At 64.1% G+C, this 16,970-nt stretch carries 15 protein-coding genes; 9 read left to right on the forward strand and 6 right to left on the reverse strand.

The features are described from left to right. Window positions 1–460 precede the first annotated feature (460 nt). A complete protein-coding gene (locus CF68_RS31590) occupies window positions 461–2,041 on the forward strand; it encodes an isocitrate lyase (RefSeq protein WP_035826806.1) in 1,581 nt (526 codons plus the stop codon). Between the two features lie 177 nt (window positions 2,042–2,218). Here the strand turns inward: CF68_RS31590 and CF68_RS31595 are convergent, their stop codons facing one another. Beyond that, window positions 2,219–2,542: a hypothetical protein gene (locus CF68_RS31595; protein WP_035826808.1), complete on the reverse strand. Its 324-nt coding sequence runs from the start codon at window positions 2,540–2,542 to the stop codon at window positions 2,219–2,221. Between the two features lie 614 nt (window positions 2,543–3,156). Here CF68_RS31595 and fdnG point away from each other — a divergent pair. The 4 genes from fdnG to fdhE are packed head-to-tail and all read left to right on the forward strand — an operon-like array spanning window position 3,157 to window position 8,672. Further along, window positions 3,157–6,246 (forward strand): formate dehydrogenase-N subunit alpha, encoded by a 3,090-nt coding sequence (gene fdnG, locus CF68_RS31600; protein ID WP_084187566.1) that lies wholly within the window; start codon window positions 3,157–3,159, stop codon window positions 6,244–6,246. Then, the gene (fdxH, locus tag CF68_RS31605) at window positions 6,243–7,133 is read left to right on the forward strand and encodes a formate dehydrogenase subunit beta (RefSeq protein ID WP_035826812.1); all 891 of its coding nucleotides are present in this window, start codon (window positions 6,243–6,245) and stop codon (window positions 7,131–7,133) included. Before fdnG ends, fdxH begins: the two co-directional genes overlap by 4 nt. 13 nt (window positions 7,134–7,146) lie before the next feature. Then, window positions 7,147–7,812 (forward strand): formate dehydrogenase subunit gamma, encoded by a 666-nt coding sequence (locus tag CF68_RS31610; protein WP_035826815.1) that lies wholly within the window; start codon window positions 7,147–7,149, stop codon window positions 7,810–7,812. After that, window positions 7,809–8,672, forward strand: a complete 864-nt coding sequence (gene fdhE, locus CF68_RS31615) for a formate dehydrogenase accessory protein FdhE (RefSeq protein ID WP_051591781.1) — start codon at window positions 7,809–7,811, stop codon at window positions 8,670–8,672. The genes CF68_RS31610 and fdhE overlap by 4 nt, the downstream gene beginning before the upstream one ends. A 42-nt stretch (window positions 8,673–8,714) precedes the next feature. Here the strand turns inward: fdhE and CF68_RS31620 are convergent, their stop codons facing one another. Next, window positions 8,715–9,293: an NnrU family protein gene (locus tag CF68_RS31620; protein WP_084187567.1), complete on the reverse strand. Its 579-nt coding sequence runs from the start codon at window positions 9,291–9,293 to the stop codon at window positions 8,715–8,717. 76 nt (window positions 9,294–9,369) lie between these two features. On the opposite strand from CF68_RS31620, the gene CF68_RS31625 reads away from it, so the two are divergent. Beyond that, complete coding sequence (locus tag CF68_RS31625) at window positions 9,370–9,774, forward strand: VOC family protein (protein WP_035826819.1); 405 nt, start codon at window positions 9,370–9,372, stop codon at window positions 9,772–9,774. Between the two features lie 126 nt (window positions 9,775–9,900). Beyond that, complete coding sequence (gene cax / locus CF68_RS31630; protein WP_035826821.1) at window positions 9,901–10,971, forward strand: calcium/proton exchanger; 1,071 nt, start codon at window positions 9,901–9,903, stop codon at window positions 10,969–10,971. Window positions 10,972–11,009: 38 nt separating this feature from the next. Here cax and CF68_RS31635 read toward each other — a convergent pair whose 3' ends face one another. The 4 genes from CF68_RS31635 to CF68_RS31650 form a co-directional block, all read right to left on the reverse strand. Further along, on the reverse strand, window positions 11,010–11,411 hold the full coding sequence (locus tag CF68_RS31635; RefSeq protein WP_035826829.1) for a hypothetical protein: 402 nt from the start codon (window positions 11,409–11,411) through the stop codon (window positions 11,010–11,012). A 148-nt stretch (window positions 11,412–11,559) separates the two neighbouring features. After that, a complete protein-coding gene (locus CF68_RS31640) occupies window positions 11,560–12,804 on the reverse strand; it encodes an NADH-quinone oxidoreductase subunit F (RefSeq protein ID WP_035826823.1) in 1,245 nt (414 codons plus the stop codon). Between the two features lie 20 nt (window positions 12,805–12,824). Further along, the gene (locus tag CF68_RS31645) at window positions 12,825–14,474 is read right to left on the reverse strand and encodes an FAD-binding protein (RefSeq protein WP_035826824.1); all 1,650 of its coding nucleotides are present in this window, start codon (window positions 14,472–14,474) and stop codon (window positions 12,825–12,827) included. A 14-nt stretch (window positions 14,475–14,488) separates the two neighbouring features. Continuing rightward, a complete protein-coding gene (locus CF68_RS31650) occupies window positions 14,489–15,127 on the reverse strand; it encodes a 2Fe-2S iron-sulfur cluster-binding protein (RefSeq protein WP_035826831.1) in 639 nt (212 codons plus the stop codon). A 394-nt stretch (window positions 15,128–15,521) separates the two neighbouring features. On the opposite strand from CF68_RS31650, the gene CF68_RS31655 reads away from it, so the two are divergent. Next, complete coding sequence (locus tag CF68_RS31655) at window positions 15,522–16,415, forward strand: DUF2950 domain-containing protein (RefSeq protein ID WP_152548583.1); 894 nt, start codon at window positions 15,522–15,524, stop codon at window positions 16,413–16,415. Between the two features lie 95 nt (window positions 16,416–16,510). Beyond that, the coding region (locus CF68_RS31660; RefSeq protein ID WP_235205953.1) for a DUF3300 domain-containing protein at window positions 16,511–16,970 on the forward strand (460 nt) is incomplete at its 3' end.

The following is a 16,970-nucleotide window of genomic DNA, read 5'->3' on the forward strand; positions in this document are numbered from 1 at the left end:
GTCACGAGTGACTTGTGTGTAATGCAATGGGCATAACCTGCCCGCGCCGAACCGGATTTTCCCCTATTTGGAGTAATGGGAAGCAGACACGAAGAAAGCCACTGCTGCGCCGGCTCATGACACCGTTCGTTGGAACAGACGTCTACAAAATCCCCAGCTATCGATGCTCGAGCCATCCTTGCTCGCCCCCGCCTCCGACAACTGAAAGCGCGTTTCACATTGTGGAATTCACTCCGCGTTTCCCCCAGCGCTATTTTTCGTTCCCTGAAAAATCGTTCCACATTGAGAAATTCACCGTCTATCTCATTGAAAAATAAGGAAAAATCAACTCTTATGTCTTATATAAGACTTTGCCGCGACGCATCAAGAAGGCCCTACAATGAGACCACGCTGCTTGCTTCGACATCCCTCAGCACACCCAACCATTTTTTCAAACTCGCTTCATTCTTAGGAAATTCACATGGCCCAGTATCAAGACGACATTAAGGCAGTTGCTGGTTTGAAAGAGAACCACGGCAGTGCCTGGAACGCCATCAATCCCGAGTATGCCGCCCGCATGCGTGCCCAGAACAAGTTCAAAACGGGCCTGGACATCGCCAAGTACACTGCCAAGATCATGCGCGCCGACATGGCCGCCTACGATGCCGACTCGTCGAAGTACACCCAGTCGCTGGGCTGCTGGCACGGCTTCATCGGCCAGCAGAAGATGATCTCCATCAAGAAGCACTTCAACAGCACCGAGCGTCGCTACCTTTACCTGTCCGGCTGGATGGTGGCCGCGCTGCGCTCCGAGTTCGGCCCGCTGCCGGACCAGTCGATGCACGAAAAAACCTCCGTCAGCGCGCTGATCCGCGAGCTGTACACCTTCCTGCGCCAGGCTGACGCCCGTGAACTGGGCGGTCTGTTCCGCCAGCTGGACGCGGCCGAAGGCCCTGCCAAGGCCGCCATCCAGGAAAAAATCGACAACCACGTCACCCACGTGGTGCCCATCATCGCGGACATCGACGCGGGTTTCGGCAACGCCGAAGCCACCTACCTGCTGGCCAAGCAGTTTATTGAAGCAGGCGCATGCTGCATCCAGATCGAGAACCAGGTGTCCGACGAGAAGCAGTGCGGCCACCAGGATGGCAAGGTCACCGTGCCGCATGAGGACTTCCTGGCCAAGATCCGCGCCATCCGCTACGCCTTCCTGGAACTGGGGGTGGACGACGGCATCATCGTGGCCCGTACCGACTCGCTGGGCGCAGGCCTGACCAAGCAGATCGCCGTGACCAACACGCCAGGCGACCTGGGCGACCAATACAATTCCTTCCTCGATTGCGAAGAATTGTCGGCCGACGCACTGGGCAATGGTGACGTTATCATCAAGCGCGACGGCAAGCTGCTGCGTCCCAAGCGCCTGCCCAGCAACCTGTTCCAGTTCCGCGCCGGCACGGGCGAAGCGCGCTGCGTACTGGATTGCATCACCGCGCTGCAAAACGGCGCTGACCTGCTGTGGATTGAAACCGAAAAGCCGCATATCGCCCAGATCGGCGGCATGGTCAGCGAGATTCGCAAGGTCATCCCGAACGCCAAGCTGGTGTACAACAACAGCCCGTCGTTCAACTGGACCCTGAACTTCCGCCAGCAGGCGTATGACGCAATGAAAGCCGCGGGCAAGGATGTGTCGGCATATGACCGCGCGCAGCTGATGAGCGTGGAATACGATCAGACCGAACTGGCGAAGCTTGCCGACGAAAAGATCCGGACCTTCCAGGAAGACGCGTCGCGCGAAGCAGGTATCTTCCACCACCTGATCACGCTGCCGACCTACCACACCGCCGCACTGTCGACCGACAACCTGGCCAAGGAATACTTCGGCGACCAGGGCATGCTGGGTTATGTGGCTGGCGTGCAGCGTAAGGAAATCCGTCAGGGCATCGCCTGCGTCAAGCACCAGAACATGTCTGGTTCGGACATCGGCGACGACCACAAGGAGTATTTCAGCGGCGAAGCGGCCCTGAAAGCGGCGGGTAAAGACAACACCATGAACCAGTTCTGATCCCGGTAATACCCCAAGCAAAACGCCAACCCATACGGGTTGGCGTTTTTTGTCCGGCGAGACAGCTCGCGGGGTTCTCATCAAACATTTTCTTGTGCGCTTCCATGCAGAAGCTGTACGTGTGGCCCGGTAGAGAACACCATGAAGACGCCAGGCGCAGGAGCAGCCGGTCGCAGCCTACAGCGGCCCGGGCAGCGTCTTCAGGCCGATCCAGACCACCACGATGACAACATTGACCGGCACGCAGAGCGCGCCGGGCACGTAGAAGATCGCGGACAGCGCAGGCGCGGACAGCACCAGTTCCACCACGCTACCCAGCGCATAGAAGCAGATACCGCACCAGAGCCAGCGCCGCATGTACGTTAACAGCCAATGCGCGCGCGCCTTGTTGAAATGCCAGGCGAGGGCTCGTTCAGCGCGGTTGCCCTTGCTGGCGTCCCGGAATAGCCAGCCGAAGAAGAAGTAGCGGTACAGCAGGGCGCGAAATGTCTGCTCTTGCATGATCACTCATCTGGCCTCTGCCAGCCTATGGAGTGCAAAGATCCTTCAGGCCCACGCCGCATGCAGGAATGCCAGCGGCGCAGGCCAATTGCTGTTCTGTTCAATATCATTGGTAGAAACGGCCGGCATGGAAGTCAAGCGTGACTCTCCCAGAGGGCATAAGCTGCCCGCGCCGAACCGGATTTTCCCCTATTTGGAGTAATGGGCCGGTCGTGCTACGCTCCTCAGCGAGCGATACCCGTCCCGACGTCGTGCCCCGGTGGGGCCGCGCATCTGCAGGGCAATCCGCAGGGCGTTTCGGGCTCATTCTCATCGCTTATCCAAATTAATCTGCATTCGAACCTGAGCGGCATTTCTCCGCTCGTGGAGCCGTGCGCGCGGAAAACCGGCACGGATGACGTCGCGTCGTGACCGGCGACGCGACGTCATTTGTGGTTGGTCATCCTCTTGCGCGTGCGCCTCAGGGGCGTGCCGGACGGGGCATCCGCGTGATCGATCGCGATCCGGGCGCCCCGGGGATACGTGCGCCCAAATGAAGCTGCGGGTCTCGAATGCGATCGCCCCCACCCCTGGCAGCAGGGATGGGCGGAAGAAGAAATGACGATGAGACCACGATGACTTACACCACCAATATCGGACGTCGACAGTTCCTCAAGATCCTTGGCTTTGGATCTGTTGCCGTCTCGGCCTCGGCACTGGGCCTGGGTACAGCCTGGGCGCAGGCTCCTGCCGGCGTGCGCCCCTACAAGCTGCTGCGTGCCAAAGAGACGCGCAACAACTGCACCTATTGCTCGGTCGGGTGCGGCCTGCTGATGTATTCGCTGGGTGACGGCGCCAAAAACGCGAAGCCTCGCATCTTCCACATCGAGGGGGATCCCGATCACCCCGTCAGTCGTGGTTCGCTCTGCCCCAAGGGCGCGGGGCTGCTGGACATCGTCCATTCGAAAAACCGGCTGCAGTATCCGGAATACCGCGCGCCAGGGTCGAAGGAGTGGGTGCGCATCAGTTGGGACGATGCGACCAGGCGCATCGCCCGCCTGCTGAAGGACGACCGCGACAAGAACTTCATCGCGCGCAACGAGAAGGGACAGCTGGTGAACCGCTGGCTGAGTTCGGGCATGCTCGCCTCGTCGGCGGCGTCCAATGAAACCGGGGTTCTCGACTTCAAGTTTGCCCGCTCGCTCGGCATGCTGGCGCTGGACTGCCAGGCACGCCTGTGCCACGGGCCAACGGTTTCGGCACTGGGGCCGTCCTTCGGCCGCGGCGCGATGACCAACCACTGGGTGGACATCAAGAACGCCAATGTCGTCATGGTCATGGGCGGCAACCCGGCCGAGGCCCATCCGGTCGGCTTCAAATGGGTGATCGAGGCCAAGATCAAGAACAAGGCCAAGGTCATCGTCATCGATCCGCGCTTCAACCGCACCGCCTCGGTTGCCGATATCTTCTCGCCGATCCGGGCGGGCTCGGACACGGCCTTCCTGATGGGCATGGTCAACTGGCTGCTGCAGCACGACAAGATCCAGCACGACTATGTGCGCGCCTACACCAATGCGCCCCTGATCGTGCGCGAGGATTTCGGCTTCGACGAAGGGCTGTTCTCGGGCTTCGATCCACAGAAGCTCGTCTACGACAAATCCTCCTGGAACTATGAGCTCGACGCGGCGGGGAACGCGAAACGCGATCCCTCGATGCGCCATCCACGCTGCGTGCTGAGCCTGCTGAAGCAGCACGTGTCACGCTACACGCCCGAGAAGGTCGAGGAGATCACCGGCGTCCGGAAGGCCGACTTCCTGCAGATCGCCGAGATCGTCGGCTCTTGCTCGGCGAAGGACAAGACGCTGACCTGGCTTTACGCGCTCGGCTGGACGCACCATACCGGCGGCGCGCAGATTATCCGCGGCGCCGCGATGATCCAGCTGCTGCTGGGCAATGTCGGCATGTCCGGCGGCGGCGTGAATGCGCTGCGCGGACACTCCAACATCCAGGGCTATACCGACCTTGGCCTGCTGTCGGTGCGGCTGCCGGGCTACATGGACCTGCCCACCGACAAGCAGCAGACCCTGAAGCAATACCTGGCCGATGCCACGCCCAAGGCCGTCCTGCCCGATCAGGTGAACTACTGGAAGAACCTGCCCAAGTTCTTCGTCTCACTGCAGAAGAACCTGTTCGGCGAGCATGCCACGGCGGAAAACAACTGGGCCTTTGACCTGCTGCCAAAGTGGGACCGCAGCTACGACATGCTGGCCTATTTCGACCTGATGTACGAGGGCAAGGTCAACGGCTATGTGGTCCAGGGGTTCAACCCGCTGGCGGCGATGCCTGACAAGAACAAGACCTCGGCAGCGCTGTCGAAACTGAAGTTCCTCGTGGTCATCGACCCGCTGGTGACCGAGACCTCCAACTTCTGGCGCAACGAAGGCAAGTTCAACGACGTCAAGACCGAAGAGATCATGACCGAGGTCTTCCGGCTGCCGTCCAGCTGCTTTGCAGAAGAAGACGGGACGGTGGTGAACTCCGGTCGCTGGCTGCAATGGCACTACGCGGGACAGCAGCCGCCGGGAGAGGCGCGGCATGATCCGGCCATCCTCGGCGGCATCATGATGGAGCTGCGGCGGCTTTACGAGAAGGAAGGCGGCGCCTGCCCGGAACAGGTGCTGCACATGACCTGGGACGAGGCGACCTATCACGATCCGCACAGTCCCCATCCCGAGGAAATGGCCAAGGAAGCCAACGGCTACGCGTTGGCAGACGTGTTCGACGAGACCGGGAAGAAGATCCTGCGCAAGGGCCAGTTGCTGGATTCGTTCGCGCAGCTGCGCGACGACGGCACCACCTCAAGCTACTGCTGGATTTTCGCCGGTTCCTGGACCGAGGCGGGCAACCAGATGGCCAGGCGCGACAACACCGACACCGGCCTCGGCAACACGCCGGGCTGGGCCTGGTCGTGGCCTGCGAACCGCCGCATCCTCTACAACCGTGCCTCGATGGACGAGATGGGGAACCCCTGGGACCCCAAGCGCCAGATCCTGCATTGGAACGGCGAGAAATGGGTGGGCGCTGACGTGCCCGACTTTCCGCTCACTGCGGCGCCCGGCACGCCCGTCGGACCCTTCATCATGCTGCCCGAAGGCGTGGGGCGCCTGTTCTCCGTCGGCGGCATGATCGACGGCCCCTTCCCCGAGCATTACGAGCCGGTCGAAAGCCCGATCGCCAGGAACCCCCTGCACGACAAGGTCACCCACAACCCGACCGCCCGCATCTTCCAGAACGATGCGCAGCGGATGGGCAACCGCACCGAGTTTCCCTATGTCGCCACGACCTATTCCATCACGGAACTGTTCCGCCACTGGACCAAGCACTCGCACCTGAACGCCATGCTCCAGCCCGAGCAATTCGTCGAGATCGGCGAGAAGCTGGCCGCGGACAAGGGCATCGCCCATGGCGACACGGTGAAGATCACGACCAAGCGCGGCTACATCACTGCCAAGGCCGTGGTGACCAAGCGCATGCGCACGCTCCAGGTGGCCGGGCAGGCGGTCGATCAGATCGGCATCCCCTGCCATTGGGGCTTCGAGGGGGCGACCCGCAAGGGTTATCTCGCCAATACGCTCGCGCCGGGTGTCGGCGACGCCAATTCGCAAACGCCGGAGTTCAAGGCATTCCTCGTAAACATTGAAAAAGTGGCGGGAGCACAAGCATGAACTCGCAGAACATCATCCGTAGCTCGGCCTCGTCAGAGCTGACTCCCGCCCCTCGCATCCGCGACCATCAGATGGAAGTGGCCAAGCTGATCGACGTGTCGATCTGCATCGGCTGCAAGGCGTGCCAGGTCGCCTGCAACGAATGGAACGACCTGCGCGGCGACGTGCAGGAGAATGTCGGTGTCTACGACAATCCGCGCGACCTGTCGCCCAACACCTGGACCCTGATGCGCTTCACCGAGCATGAGGACCAGGCGGGCAAGCTGGAATGGCTGATCCGCAAGGACGGCTGCATGCATTGCGAGGATCCCGGCTGCCTGAAAGCCTGCCCGGCGCCCGGCGCCATCGTGCAGTATGCCAACGGCATCGTCGACTTCCAGTCCGACCTGTGCATCGGCTGCGGCTATTGCGTCGCGGGCTGCCCCTTCGACGTGCCGCGTATTTCCAAGCTGGACAACAAGGCCTACAAGTGCACGCTGTGCTCGGACCGCGTCTCGGTCGGGCAGGAGCCTGCCTGCGTCAAGACCTGCCCGACCGGCGCCATCGCCTTCGGCTCGAAGGCTGAGATGCAGTCCCTCGCCGCCGAGCGCGTGACCGAATTGAACGAGCGCGGCTATGACAAGGCAGGCCTGTATGACCCGGCGGGGGTCGGCGGTACCCACGTGATGTATGTGCTGCAACATGCCGACGACCCGAAGCGTTACGCGGGCTTGCCGAAGGACCCGGAGATCAGCTCCGTGGTCTCGGGCTGGAAGGATGGGCTGAAGCCCGTCGCCGGCTTCGTCGGCGCGGCGGCGGTCGTGGGCATGGCGGCGCATTTCATGGCGGTCGGCCCCAACACCACCGAAACAGACGATCACGACGCCCCGACCGACGGCGCGGCATAAGCGGAGAGCGGCAATGGCAACCAACAACGACCTGATCCTACGCACCAAATTCGCCGAGCGGCTGTGTCACTGGGCGATTGTGTTCTGCTTCTTCCTCGCGGCGGTTTCGGGAATCTCGTGGTTCTTCCCGACGGTGAGCTGGCTGAGCGGCCTCCTTGGCACGCCGCAGATGGCGCGGCTGCTCCACCCGTTCCTGGGCATCGCGGTTTTCGCGGGGCTTTGCTACATGTTCTGGCGCTTCGTCGGCTACAACATGCCCGCGCGCACCGACGCGATCTGGTTCCGCCGCGCCAGGGAGGTGCTGCTGAACCAGCATGGCGGCGAACCGCTGCAGATCGGCAAGTACAACGCCGGCCAGAAGGTGCTGTTCTGGCTCATCATGGCTTCGATCCTGGCCCTGCTGATCTCCGGGTTGATCATGTGGCGCGCCTATTTCGCCGAGTATTTCCCGATTCCCGTGCTCCGCCTGGCGATCCTGGCTCATTCCGTCGCGGGGATCGGCCTGATCCTGCTGATCGTGGGCCACATCTATCTGGCGATCTGGGTCCGCGGCTCGATCACGGGCATGGTGACGGGCTACGTCTCGCGCGCCTGGGCCAGGCAGCACCATGACCGCTGGTATGGCGAGTTGAAGGCGAAGGAGTCGAAAGCGGCGGAAGCAAAGGGGAACGAGGCATGAACCAGCATCAGACAACGCCGGCAACACTGCCGTCGAACGCGGCCTCCCTCCATTTCACCCCGCTGATCCAGCCAGACCTTGCCGGTCTTTACAGCCGCCGCGCCGCGCGCCTGCGCGCACTGGCCGATGGGCACGACCTTGCCGATTACCTGCGTCTGGCCGCCCGCGTGGCCGAGGTACAGGCCTCGCTTGTGCCCGAGGCCGGTGGGTCCGGCCCGGCAGACGCCAGGGCCATCCCGCAGGAGGGGCATTGGGGCGCCCTGCTTGATCGTTTGATCGAGCGGATCGCGCACGATGTTCCCGCCCCGGTCGCCCCGCATCTTGCGGCGCTGCGCGCCCTCCCTGCGGATGCGCGCCTTGGCGCCGCCCAGGCGCTGACCGAGGGCCGCTTTGACGCGGTGCCGGCGGCAATCGCACCCTTCCTCTGGGCTGCCCTCTCGCTGCAATGCGCCAGCGCCGCGCGGGCGGCTCCCGTGCCCGACAGCGGCCCGGCCGAGCACGCCTCCTGCCCGGTCTGCGGCACTGCCCCCGTGGCAAGCCTGATCCTGATCGGCGATCGCCAGCGCATGCGCTATCTGCATTGCGCGCTCTGCGAGAGCCAGTGGCACATGGTGCGGGCGAAATGCACCAACTGCGGCGACGCCTCGGAGCTTGACTACCTCAGCTTCGACACCCCCGAAGCCACTGTGCGTGCCGAAAGCTGCGGCGTGTGCCACGGCTACCTGAAGGTCATCTCGCTGGAACGCGACCCGCAGGCCGAGGCCGTGGCCGATGACCTTGCCACCCTGGCGCTGGACGATGCTGTGACGGCGGAGGGCTATCAACGCACCGGATTTAATCCCTTTGCTCTGCCGGGATGAAGCGCTGCCCGACATGTCCATGCTAACCGCCCGATTTTTCGCTTACCCGAACGCCCGCACGCCGGTCATCCATGCGTGAAGCACGAATCCGAACAGCGCCCAGCCTGCCAGCCCCACGACCGCCACCAATGCATCACGCGCAGGTGTCCCGGTCGGGTAGCTGGTTCCTGCTTCCCGGTCCCGCCGGCGCGCTGACACGAAGTCCGCCACCGCCCACGCCAGGAACGCGCCAAACAGCACCACTGCGGCGAGTGTTCCGTTGGCAAGCAGGTGCCCCAGCGCCCAGGCCTGCACGCCTGCCAGCATCGGATGACCAAGCGCAGCCTTGATGCGGTTGCGAGGCACATATGCCGCCGCAATCAGCACAAAGGCCGGGATCGCGAGTAACGCGGCAACGTACCGCCCCCACACCGGCGGCGTCCAGACCACCACAGGATCCGCGCTGGCCAGGCCGTAGCCCCAGACAACCAGCGCCAGGCCGGCAATCGAAACCACGGTGTACAAGCCTTTCCAGCGACGGGGGCCGAGCCTGGCAATCTGCGCGGTGCGCCATGGGTCGGCAACCATACGTACCGAGTGCGAACCCAGAAAAATGATCAATCCCAGAACCAGTACCGTCATGCTGATACCCCTTTCTCTAGCGCCCGTCCCACGCCTAAGCTAGTCACAGGTCCAGCCTTGACCAGGAGGGTTTCCCATGCTTCAGAACAGTGACGTCGCGGCCAGGATACCTGCGCAGGACCTCGCACGAGCGAGATCCTTCTACTCGAGCAAGCTCGGTCTTGAGCCAGTCGAGGAACGGCCCGGCGGCCTGCGCTACAAGTGCGGCAACAGCTACTTCGTACTTTTCGAGTCGGCTGGCTCGGCCTCTGGCAGTCACACACAAATGGCCTGGGAGGTCGATGACATCCAGGCAACCGTTGGCGAGCTACGGCAGCAGGGAGTCGTGTTCGAAGAATACGATCTTCCCGGCCTCAAGACCACCAATGGGATCGCCGAGGTCCAGGGGAACTACCCGTCCAAGGGTGGCATAGGCGAGAAAGGTGCCTGGTTCAGAGACAGCGAGGGCAACCTCCTTGCCGTCGGGCAACCGATCAGGTGAGTCGATCGGCCTGATCGAACTACCCGCGGCTGTACAAAGCTGTTTTGTCTCTTGCCTGCAACCCCGGTGGGAGATAAAAGGACCGTTCGAGGACGAGCTGTCATCACCGGAAGAAGGAGGCAATCCATGTGGATGAATTTGCTTCTGATCTTTGTGCCGATCGCAATCGCCCTGGAATTCCTTGCTTCCGATCACCACCTCCTGATCTTTATCGCTTCCTCCCTGGCCATCCTGCCGCTTGCCGGGCGGATGAGCCATGCCACAGAGCAACTCGCGGAGCGCATGGGCGAAGCGGTCGGGGGGCTGCTAAATGCGACATTCGGCAATGCGGCTGAACTTATCATCGCACTTGTCGCCTTGCGTGCCGGCCTCCATCAGGTGGTGGAAGCCACCATCGTCGGTTCCATTGTCGGAAATATGCTGCTGGTGTTTGGCGCCGCGATGCTCGCAGGCGGCATTCGCTATCCCGAGCAAAGCTTCAACCCGCGCGGCGCGCGTTCCCAGGCGACCATGCTCATATTGTCGGCGATCGCGCTGATCCTGCCTGCCAGCTTTGAAGCGGTAGAAGGCACGACAGCCGTGCTGTACCGGCTCAGCGCCTGGATTTCCATCGCGCTTCTGGTCGTCTATGCGCTGTACCTGGTGTTCTCGCTGGTCACTCACCCCGCGCTGTTCCGCGGCGCATACGAAGCAAAGGCGGTTGCTCCGGAAGGCGTGGAGGACCCGCCCTCCTCGTCCGTAGCGCGGGCGATAGCGATACTGGCGGCAGCCACCGTAGGGACGGCGTGGATGAGCGAGATCATGGTGGGTGCGCTCGGCCCCATGATGCGCACCTACGCCCTCAGCGACATATTCGTTGGTGCCTTTGTGGTGGCGATCCTCGGAAATGCGGCCGAGCATGCATCGGCCATTACCGCAGCCTTGAGGAATCGCATGGACCTGTCTTTCTCCATTGCGGTCGGCTCGAGCGTCCAGGTGGCACTGTTTGTCGCGCCGGTGCTGGTACTGACGAGCCATTTTATCGGTCCGGCCCCGATGGACCTGGCCTTTCGTCCCGCCCTGGTTTTGATGGTGGTCCTGTCCGTGCTGGTCACGGCGCAAATGGCGAGCGACGGGCACGCCGACTGGTTCAAGGGCACGCAGCTCCTGGTCGTCTATTTTGCCCTCGCCCTCACCTTCTTCTTCCTGCCGCGCTGAAGACTGCCGTCGGCGACTTTGGCATCAGGGCACGCCCGCTACCGCCGCCGCGGCGCAGCATGCCGCGGCGGATAGAGTTTCTGGAACTGCGCCGTCGTGATCCCCATTGCGCCCCTGTCATCGATGATCGTCATCTCGCGCCATGCACTCGGTGCGCCTTCAAGTCCGGGGAATTCCCGCAACTGCCAGATGCGACCCGTCTGGGTGTCGAGCAAGAAGGGGCCTGCGCGGACCTGGGGTTGACTCACGATCTGATAGCGGCCAGGTCCAGCCTGCTGCGGCATATCATCGGCTCGCTGGGGTGGCGGTATGGCAACCGCTTCACTGCCGGCGGCGACGGGTGTTGTACCGCTTGCCGGCGCTGGCGGCTGCTCGCGGTTGCCGCAGGCCCCGACTAAAGCCATCGACAAGCACAACGAATAACGTGCAATGTAGTGCATGGTTGGCTCCGTGATCTCGCCCATCGCATCCATTGGAAAAGCCGCCTGGCCGCCGTTCGGCGAACCCACAAGACGCTAAGACATCGCTGCGCGCGGCAGCGCGCTCGCATGGCGCGACGCCTCGCAAACCGGATGCTCGCTGCCGGACCTATGCCATCAGGAGCGCCTCGTATTCTTCCCGGAACTGATGGAGGGAACTGTCTACCACCGTCACGGCGCCGTCGATCAGGCCGCAGCGCCCGCTGCCCGGAAGGATGCGGCACAGGTTTTCCAACGATTCCAGGTCCGCGCGCACGCCGCGGCCAGTATCGATCCGGTTCAGCAGGCGCATCAGCTGGAAGGTCCCGCCCTTGCACGGCGGGCACTGGCCGCACGAGCCCTGGGCGAAGAAGCTCACGTACTCGGCGACTTTGCGGACGATGCTGGTCCCTTCCGACACCACGATCATCGCACCGGTTCCCAGCCGCGAACGCCGTTGCCGCACGGAGTCGAAGTCCAGCGCCACATCGAGATCGCGCTTGGTCAGCAGCGTATTGGAGGGACCGCCCGTGAAGACCGCCTTGAACTCCTTGCCCTGGAGCATCCCGCCGCCATGCCGGAACACCAGGGTTTCAAGGCTCGTTCCCATCGGCAGCTCGTACAGGCCAGGCCGCAAGACATCGCCCGAGAGCGAATACAGCTTGGTTCCCGCGGCATGGCCGATGCCGAGGCTGCGATACCACTGGGCACCGTTGCGCAAGATGCCCGGTACGTGGGCCAACGTCTCGGTGTTGTTGACGACGGTCGGTGCGCCATGCACGCCGTGTTCGGCGGGAAACGGCGGCTTGCGGCGCGGAAACGGAAACCCGCCCTCGACGCTCGCGATGACCGCGGTTTCCTCGCCGCCGATATACAAGCCAGAGCTGGGCAGGACGCAAAGCGATACCGGTCCGCCGACCAGCCCGGCCAGCTCGGCGAACTGCGGGTGTGCCTGCCATTGCTGCACCGCCTCGCGCGCCCGCGCCAGCGACAGCGGCTGATGGGGATTGACGTACAGCACCACGTGGTTGGCGCGGGTGGCGGCCGCGGCGATCAGCGCGCCCTCGATCACCTGGTGCGGTGTGTGCTCAAGCAGGAAGCGGTCCTTGAACGTCCCCGGCTCGTCTTCGTTGCCATTGCAGATGATGTATTTGTCGGCAGCTGCCGCGGCAGCCACCGGTGCCCATTTGCGATGCGTCGCGAAGCCGGCGCCACCCATCCCTCGCAGGTCGGCCTGCTCGATCTCGGCAATGACCGCAGCCGGCTCGCGCAGCGCCCGGGCCAGCCCCTCCCCGCCGCCGCGGGCCAGCCAGGCATCCAGGTCGGCGCCGACCCGGATGTCCTCGTTGAGCAGAACCTGATTGAGCTGTTCCATCGCGCGCTCCATGCCCCGCACTACCGGGTGCCGCCGACCGCCCGGCCCCACGCGCCGGTGCGCAACCCTGCGTCGACGCGCAGATCGAAATTCGCATAGCCGGGGAACAGTTGCGGTGCCTTGACATGCAGGGGCAGCCCGGCCAGCATCAATTCCCGCTGCCAGGCGTGCACGTGGCCGATTCCGGCGCGCGCGGCCATGACGCTGCGCCCGGCTTGCGCCGCGCTGGCACCCGCGCGCCGGCCCATGCTCAGGATATCGAGCAGCGCGTTGCCCATCAGCCGGTTGCGCCCATGAATGCCGCCCGTGACCTCGCCAACGCAATAGAGCCCTGGCACGCTGGTCGCGCCCTCCTTGTCGATGGCAACGCCGCCGTTCTGGTAGTGCAGGGTCGGGTAGACAAGGAAAGGCTCCTGGGACGCATCCTGCCCGCACTTGTGGGCGAGATGGCGCAGCGTCACGAGCCGCTTCTCTAGGATGCCGGGGTTTTCCATTTCCAGCGTCGGCGTGTCGAGGAAGACACCGACCTGGCCGTCCCGCTCGATGCCGCGCCCCTGCGCGCATTCGCGCAGGATCGCCGAGGCCACGATGTCCCGTGGCTTGAGTTCATCGACGAAACGCTCGCCCTCGCCGTTGATCAGCTTCGCGCCGGCCGAGCGGGCGGCTTCCGAGATCAGGCCGCCTGCCAGGTGGGTTGGGTAGGCGATGCCGGTGGGGTGGTACTGGAACGAGTCGAGCTCGCGCAGGCGCGCCCCGATCCGATAGGCCAGCACCAGGCCGTCTGCGGTGGCCCCGTAGTGGTTCGACGTCGGGAATGCATTCAGGTGCAGGCGCCCCGCCCCGCCGGTGGCGAGAATCACGGCGCGCGCGCGCACCAGCACGAAGGTTCGCCATTCGAGGTTGTAGATCACCGCCCCGGCGCAGCGCCCCCGCTCGTCGGACAGCAGCTCGACGGCGGGGCAGCGGTTCCACACCGCGATGCCCGGCTCCAGGTCCACCGCCTCGCGCAACACGCGCATCATTTCCAGCCCGGTGTAGTCGCGGTAGGAGAGAATGCGCGCGGCCGATGCCCCCCCGGGCTTCTTGCGCAGGAGATTGCCGCCGAGGGGCCGGTCCTCCTCCTGGTCGAACATCATGCCCAGTCGGATCAGCCAGCGGATCACGTCGGGTCCGTCCATCACCATCTGCGCGACCAGCTCGGGCTCGCCGCAGAAGTGGCCGGCGCGCAAGGTGTCCTCAAAATGCAATTGGGGACTGTCGTCCTCGCCGATGGCTGCCTGGATCCCGCCTTCGGCCATCACGGTGTTGCTGTCACCGAGGCGCAGCTTGGTGGCGAGAATTACCTGCGCGCCTTGCCTGGCCGCGGTCAGCGCCGCCGCGCAGCCGCCACCGCCCCCGCCGATGATCAGCACATCGGTGGATACGAGTTGCGCCCCGGCAATGTCGACGTCGTCGATCAGCGCGTTGGCTTGCAGATAGCGCGCGAGATCCGGCTGACAAGGCTCGCCGCGGTTGACGCCGACGGCCAGCGCGACGCGCGCATTGGGCCCGTGGTCGGGGTGATAGGCCTTTAGCAGTGCTTCGACGGAGATGTCATCGCCGCGCACCGCGGGCGCCACACCGGGACGGTAGCGCTTGCGCGCCTCTTCGTAGGGGATACCAGCCGGCATGATGGTTCGTCCCGTCAGCGCGGCGGCTGCGCGCCGGGTGCGTCGAAGTCGATCGTCATCGCGCCGCTCTCGATCTGCTGCAGGCGCAGCATGAGATTGGCCGGCCGCAGCGTCTGCGCCGCGATCATCCGCCGCACGAACAGGCCGAGATGGTTGGGCCGGATGTGCTCGGGGCAGGCCAGCGTGCACAGGTTGCACATGACGCATTCGTCGAACACCTGGCCCGAGGCGGTCAGCTTGCCCTCCACAGCGAACCTCACGCCCTCTTGAACATCGAGTCCCTTCGGACAGGCCCGGTCGCATCCGCTGCAGTGACGGCAATGGGCGGCCTCCGGGAATACTTCAGAGATTGTTTGCAAGGCGTCCCAGCTGTCGCCGATCTCCTCAATACGATAGACGTGCCGCTCCGACGCCGTGAAGTAATCCAGGAACGCGACCTGCATGCCGTCTTCGACCAGCGTTTCGCAGGCGAGCGCGGTCTTGACATCCTGGTCGCCGTTGCGCCGCACCATGACGCGGCATGAGCCGCACACCCCCTGGCCCATGCAGCCGACGCCTTCGACAAGCGTTTCCCCCGCATGCAGGAAGGCCTGCAGGATGGAGCAGTTTGCCGGTGCTTCGACCGAGCGTCCTTCGATGCTCAAGCGTACCAGTCCCATCGCGTCGCCTCTATTGCCCGGCGTCGTCAGCGCCACACTGGCATTTCCTCAGAAAAGGTCATATAAACCTTAGCACAAGGGAGGTCATTGCGAAGGGGGCGCCGCATCCAGGCTTGCTGGACACCGCTCGCCCCACTGCTTGCGGCAATCGCGACCGCGGCGTCATCTACATCGCCAATATTCTTTATGACCGGCGTGCCGCTCTTGCTTTGAATCGGAGCCCCGACCCATGCTGCACCGCACTTTCCACCGCCGCGATCAGGCCGCATACGTCGATCCGCCTGCGTGCCCGAACGCGACCCGCAGCCCGGGGCTGACCATTTACGCCAGGTGGCGCCTTCCCATGCGACCAGCGCGCTGGCAAATCATGACGCTCAGGGACTGGGCCATGGCAAGACTGCCGAGATTTTCTTGCGGGCTCCTCGCCGCGCTGAGCTGCATCTGCCTGTTTGGTGCGACGCATGCCTTCGCGCGCCAGGCTTTCGACTCGCCGGATGCAGCCATGGCGGCCTTTGGCCAGGCGGTCCTCAATGACGACGAGACGGCCATGCGAGCCATGCTGGGCGCCGGCTACCGCGACATCATTCCCCCGGTCGGCGCCGAAGCGCGGAACAAGTTCAACACGGCCTGGGCACAAGCGCATCGCGTGCAACAAAGGGGCAAGCACGCGTCCATCGTCGCGGGCGACGACGGATGGACCCTGCCCGTACCGCTAGTCAAGTCAGCCAAGGGCTGGCAGTTCGACACACTGGCCGGCGCCCGGGAAATGCGCCTGCGCCGCATCGGGCGCAATGAACTCGCGGTGATCCAGACCATGCGGGCCATCTGCGATGCGCAGACCGAATACGCCCAGACGACCCACGATGGCGAGAAACGGCTCGTCTACGCCGGCAGGCTGTCCAGTTCACCGGGCAGGCACGACGGGCTCTACTGGCCGAGCGGACCGGATGAGCCACAAAGCCCGCTCGGGCTGGCTTTCCGTGACGCCGGCACGCGCAATGCAAGCAAGGAGGGCTACCACGGCTACCATTACAAGCTCCTTACCGCGCAAGAGGCGCACGGCGATGGCGGCAGCTTAGACTATGTCGTCGATGGCAAGCTGTTCGGAGGCTTCGCGGTCATGGCCTGGCCGGTACGCTACGGCGACACCGGCGTGATGAGCTTCATCGTCAGCCACAAGGGCCAGGTCTATGAGCGCGACCTCGGGACCAACAGCGCCACCAAGGCAGCGGCAACGACATCCTTTGATCCGGCTCCCGGCTGGCGGAAGGTGTCGCCATGAACCCCCGCGCCCTGACTACCGCTTGCTGTGTCCTGCTTGTGCTCGGCGGGTGCCAAAGCGCCGCTCCGCCCGCAGCGGGTACGGCCACGCCGGCGATGTCCCGCGAGGGCGCGGTGCAGGCCCAGAAGGAACCCGCGCCTTACAAGGCGGAAGAAATCGAGGCGCTGGTCGCGCCGATCGCGCTCTATCCCGATCCGCTGCTGTCACAGGTATTGATGGCCTCCACCTACCCGCTGGAAGTCGCCCTCGCCGCGCGCTGGAGCAAGGCCCATCCGAACCTCAAGGGTGACGACGCAGTCAAGGCGGTGCAGAACGAATCCTGGGACGTCAGCGTGAAATCGCTGGTGGCGTTTCCGCAGATCCTTGCGCCAATGGGCGACAAGCTGGACTGGACCCAGAAGCTGGGGGATGCATTTCTGGCCCAGCAGAAGGAGGTTTTCAATGCCGTGCAGCGCCTGCGTGTGCGCGCCCAGCAAGCCGGACACCTCAAGTCGGGGCCGCAGCAGACCGTGACCGTGGAAACCGCAACCTCCGGCGAAGCCGCGCAGCAGACCA

The organism is Cupriavidus sp. SK-4 (genome assembly GCF_000611125.1).
Lineage (GTDB): Bacteria > Pseudomonadota > Gammaproteobacteria > Burkholderiales > Burkholderiaceae > Cupriavidus > Cupriavidus necator.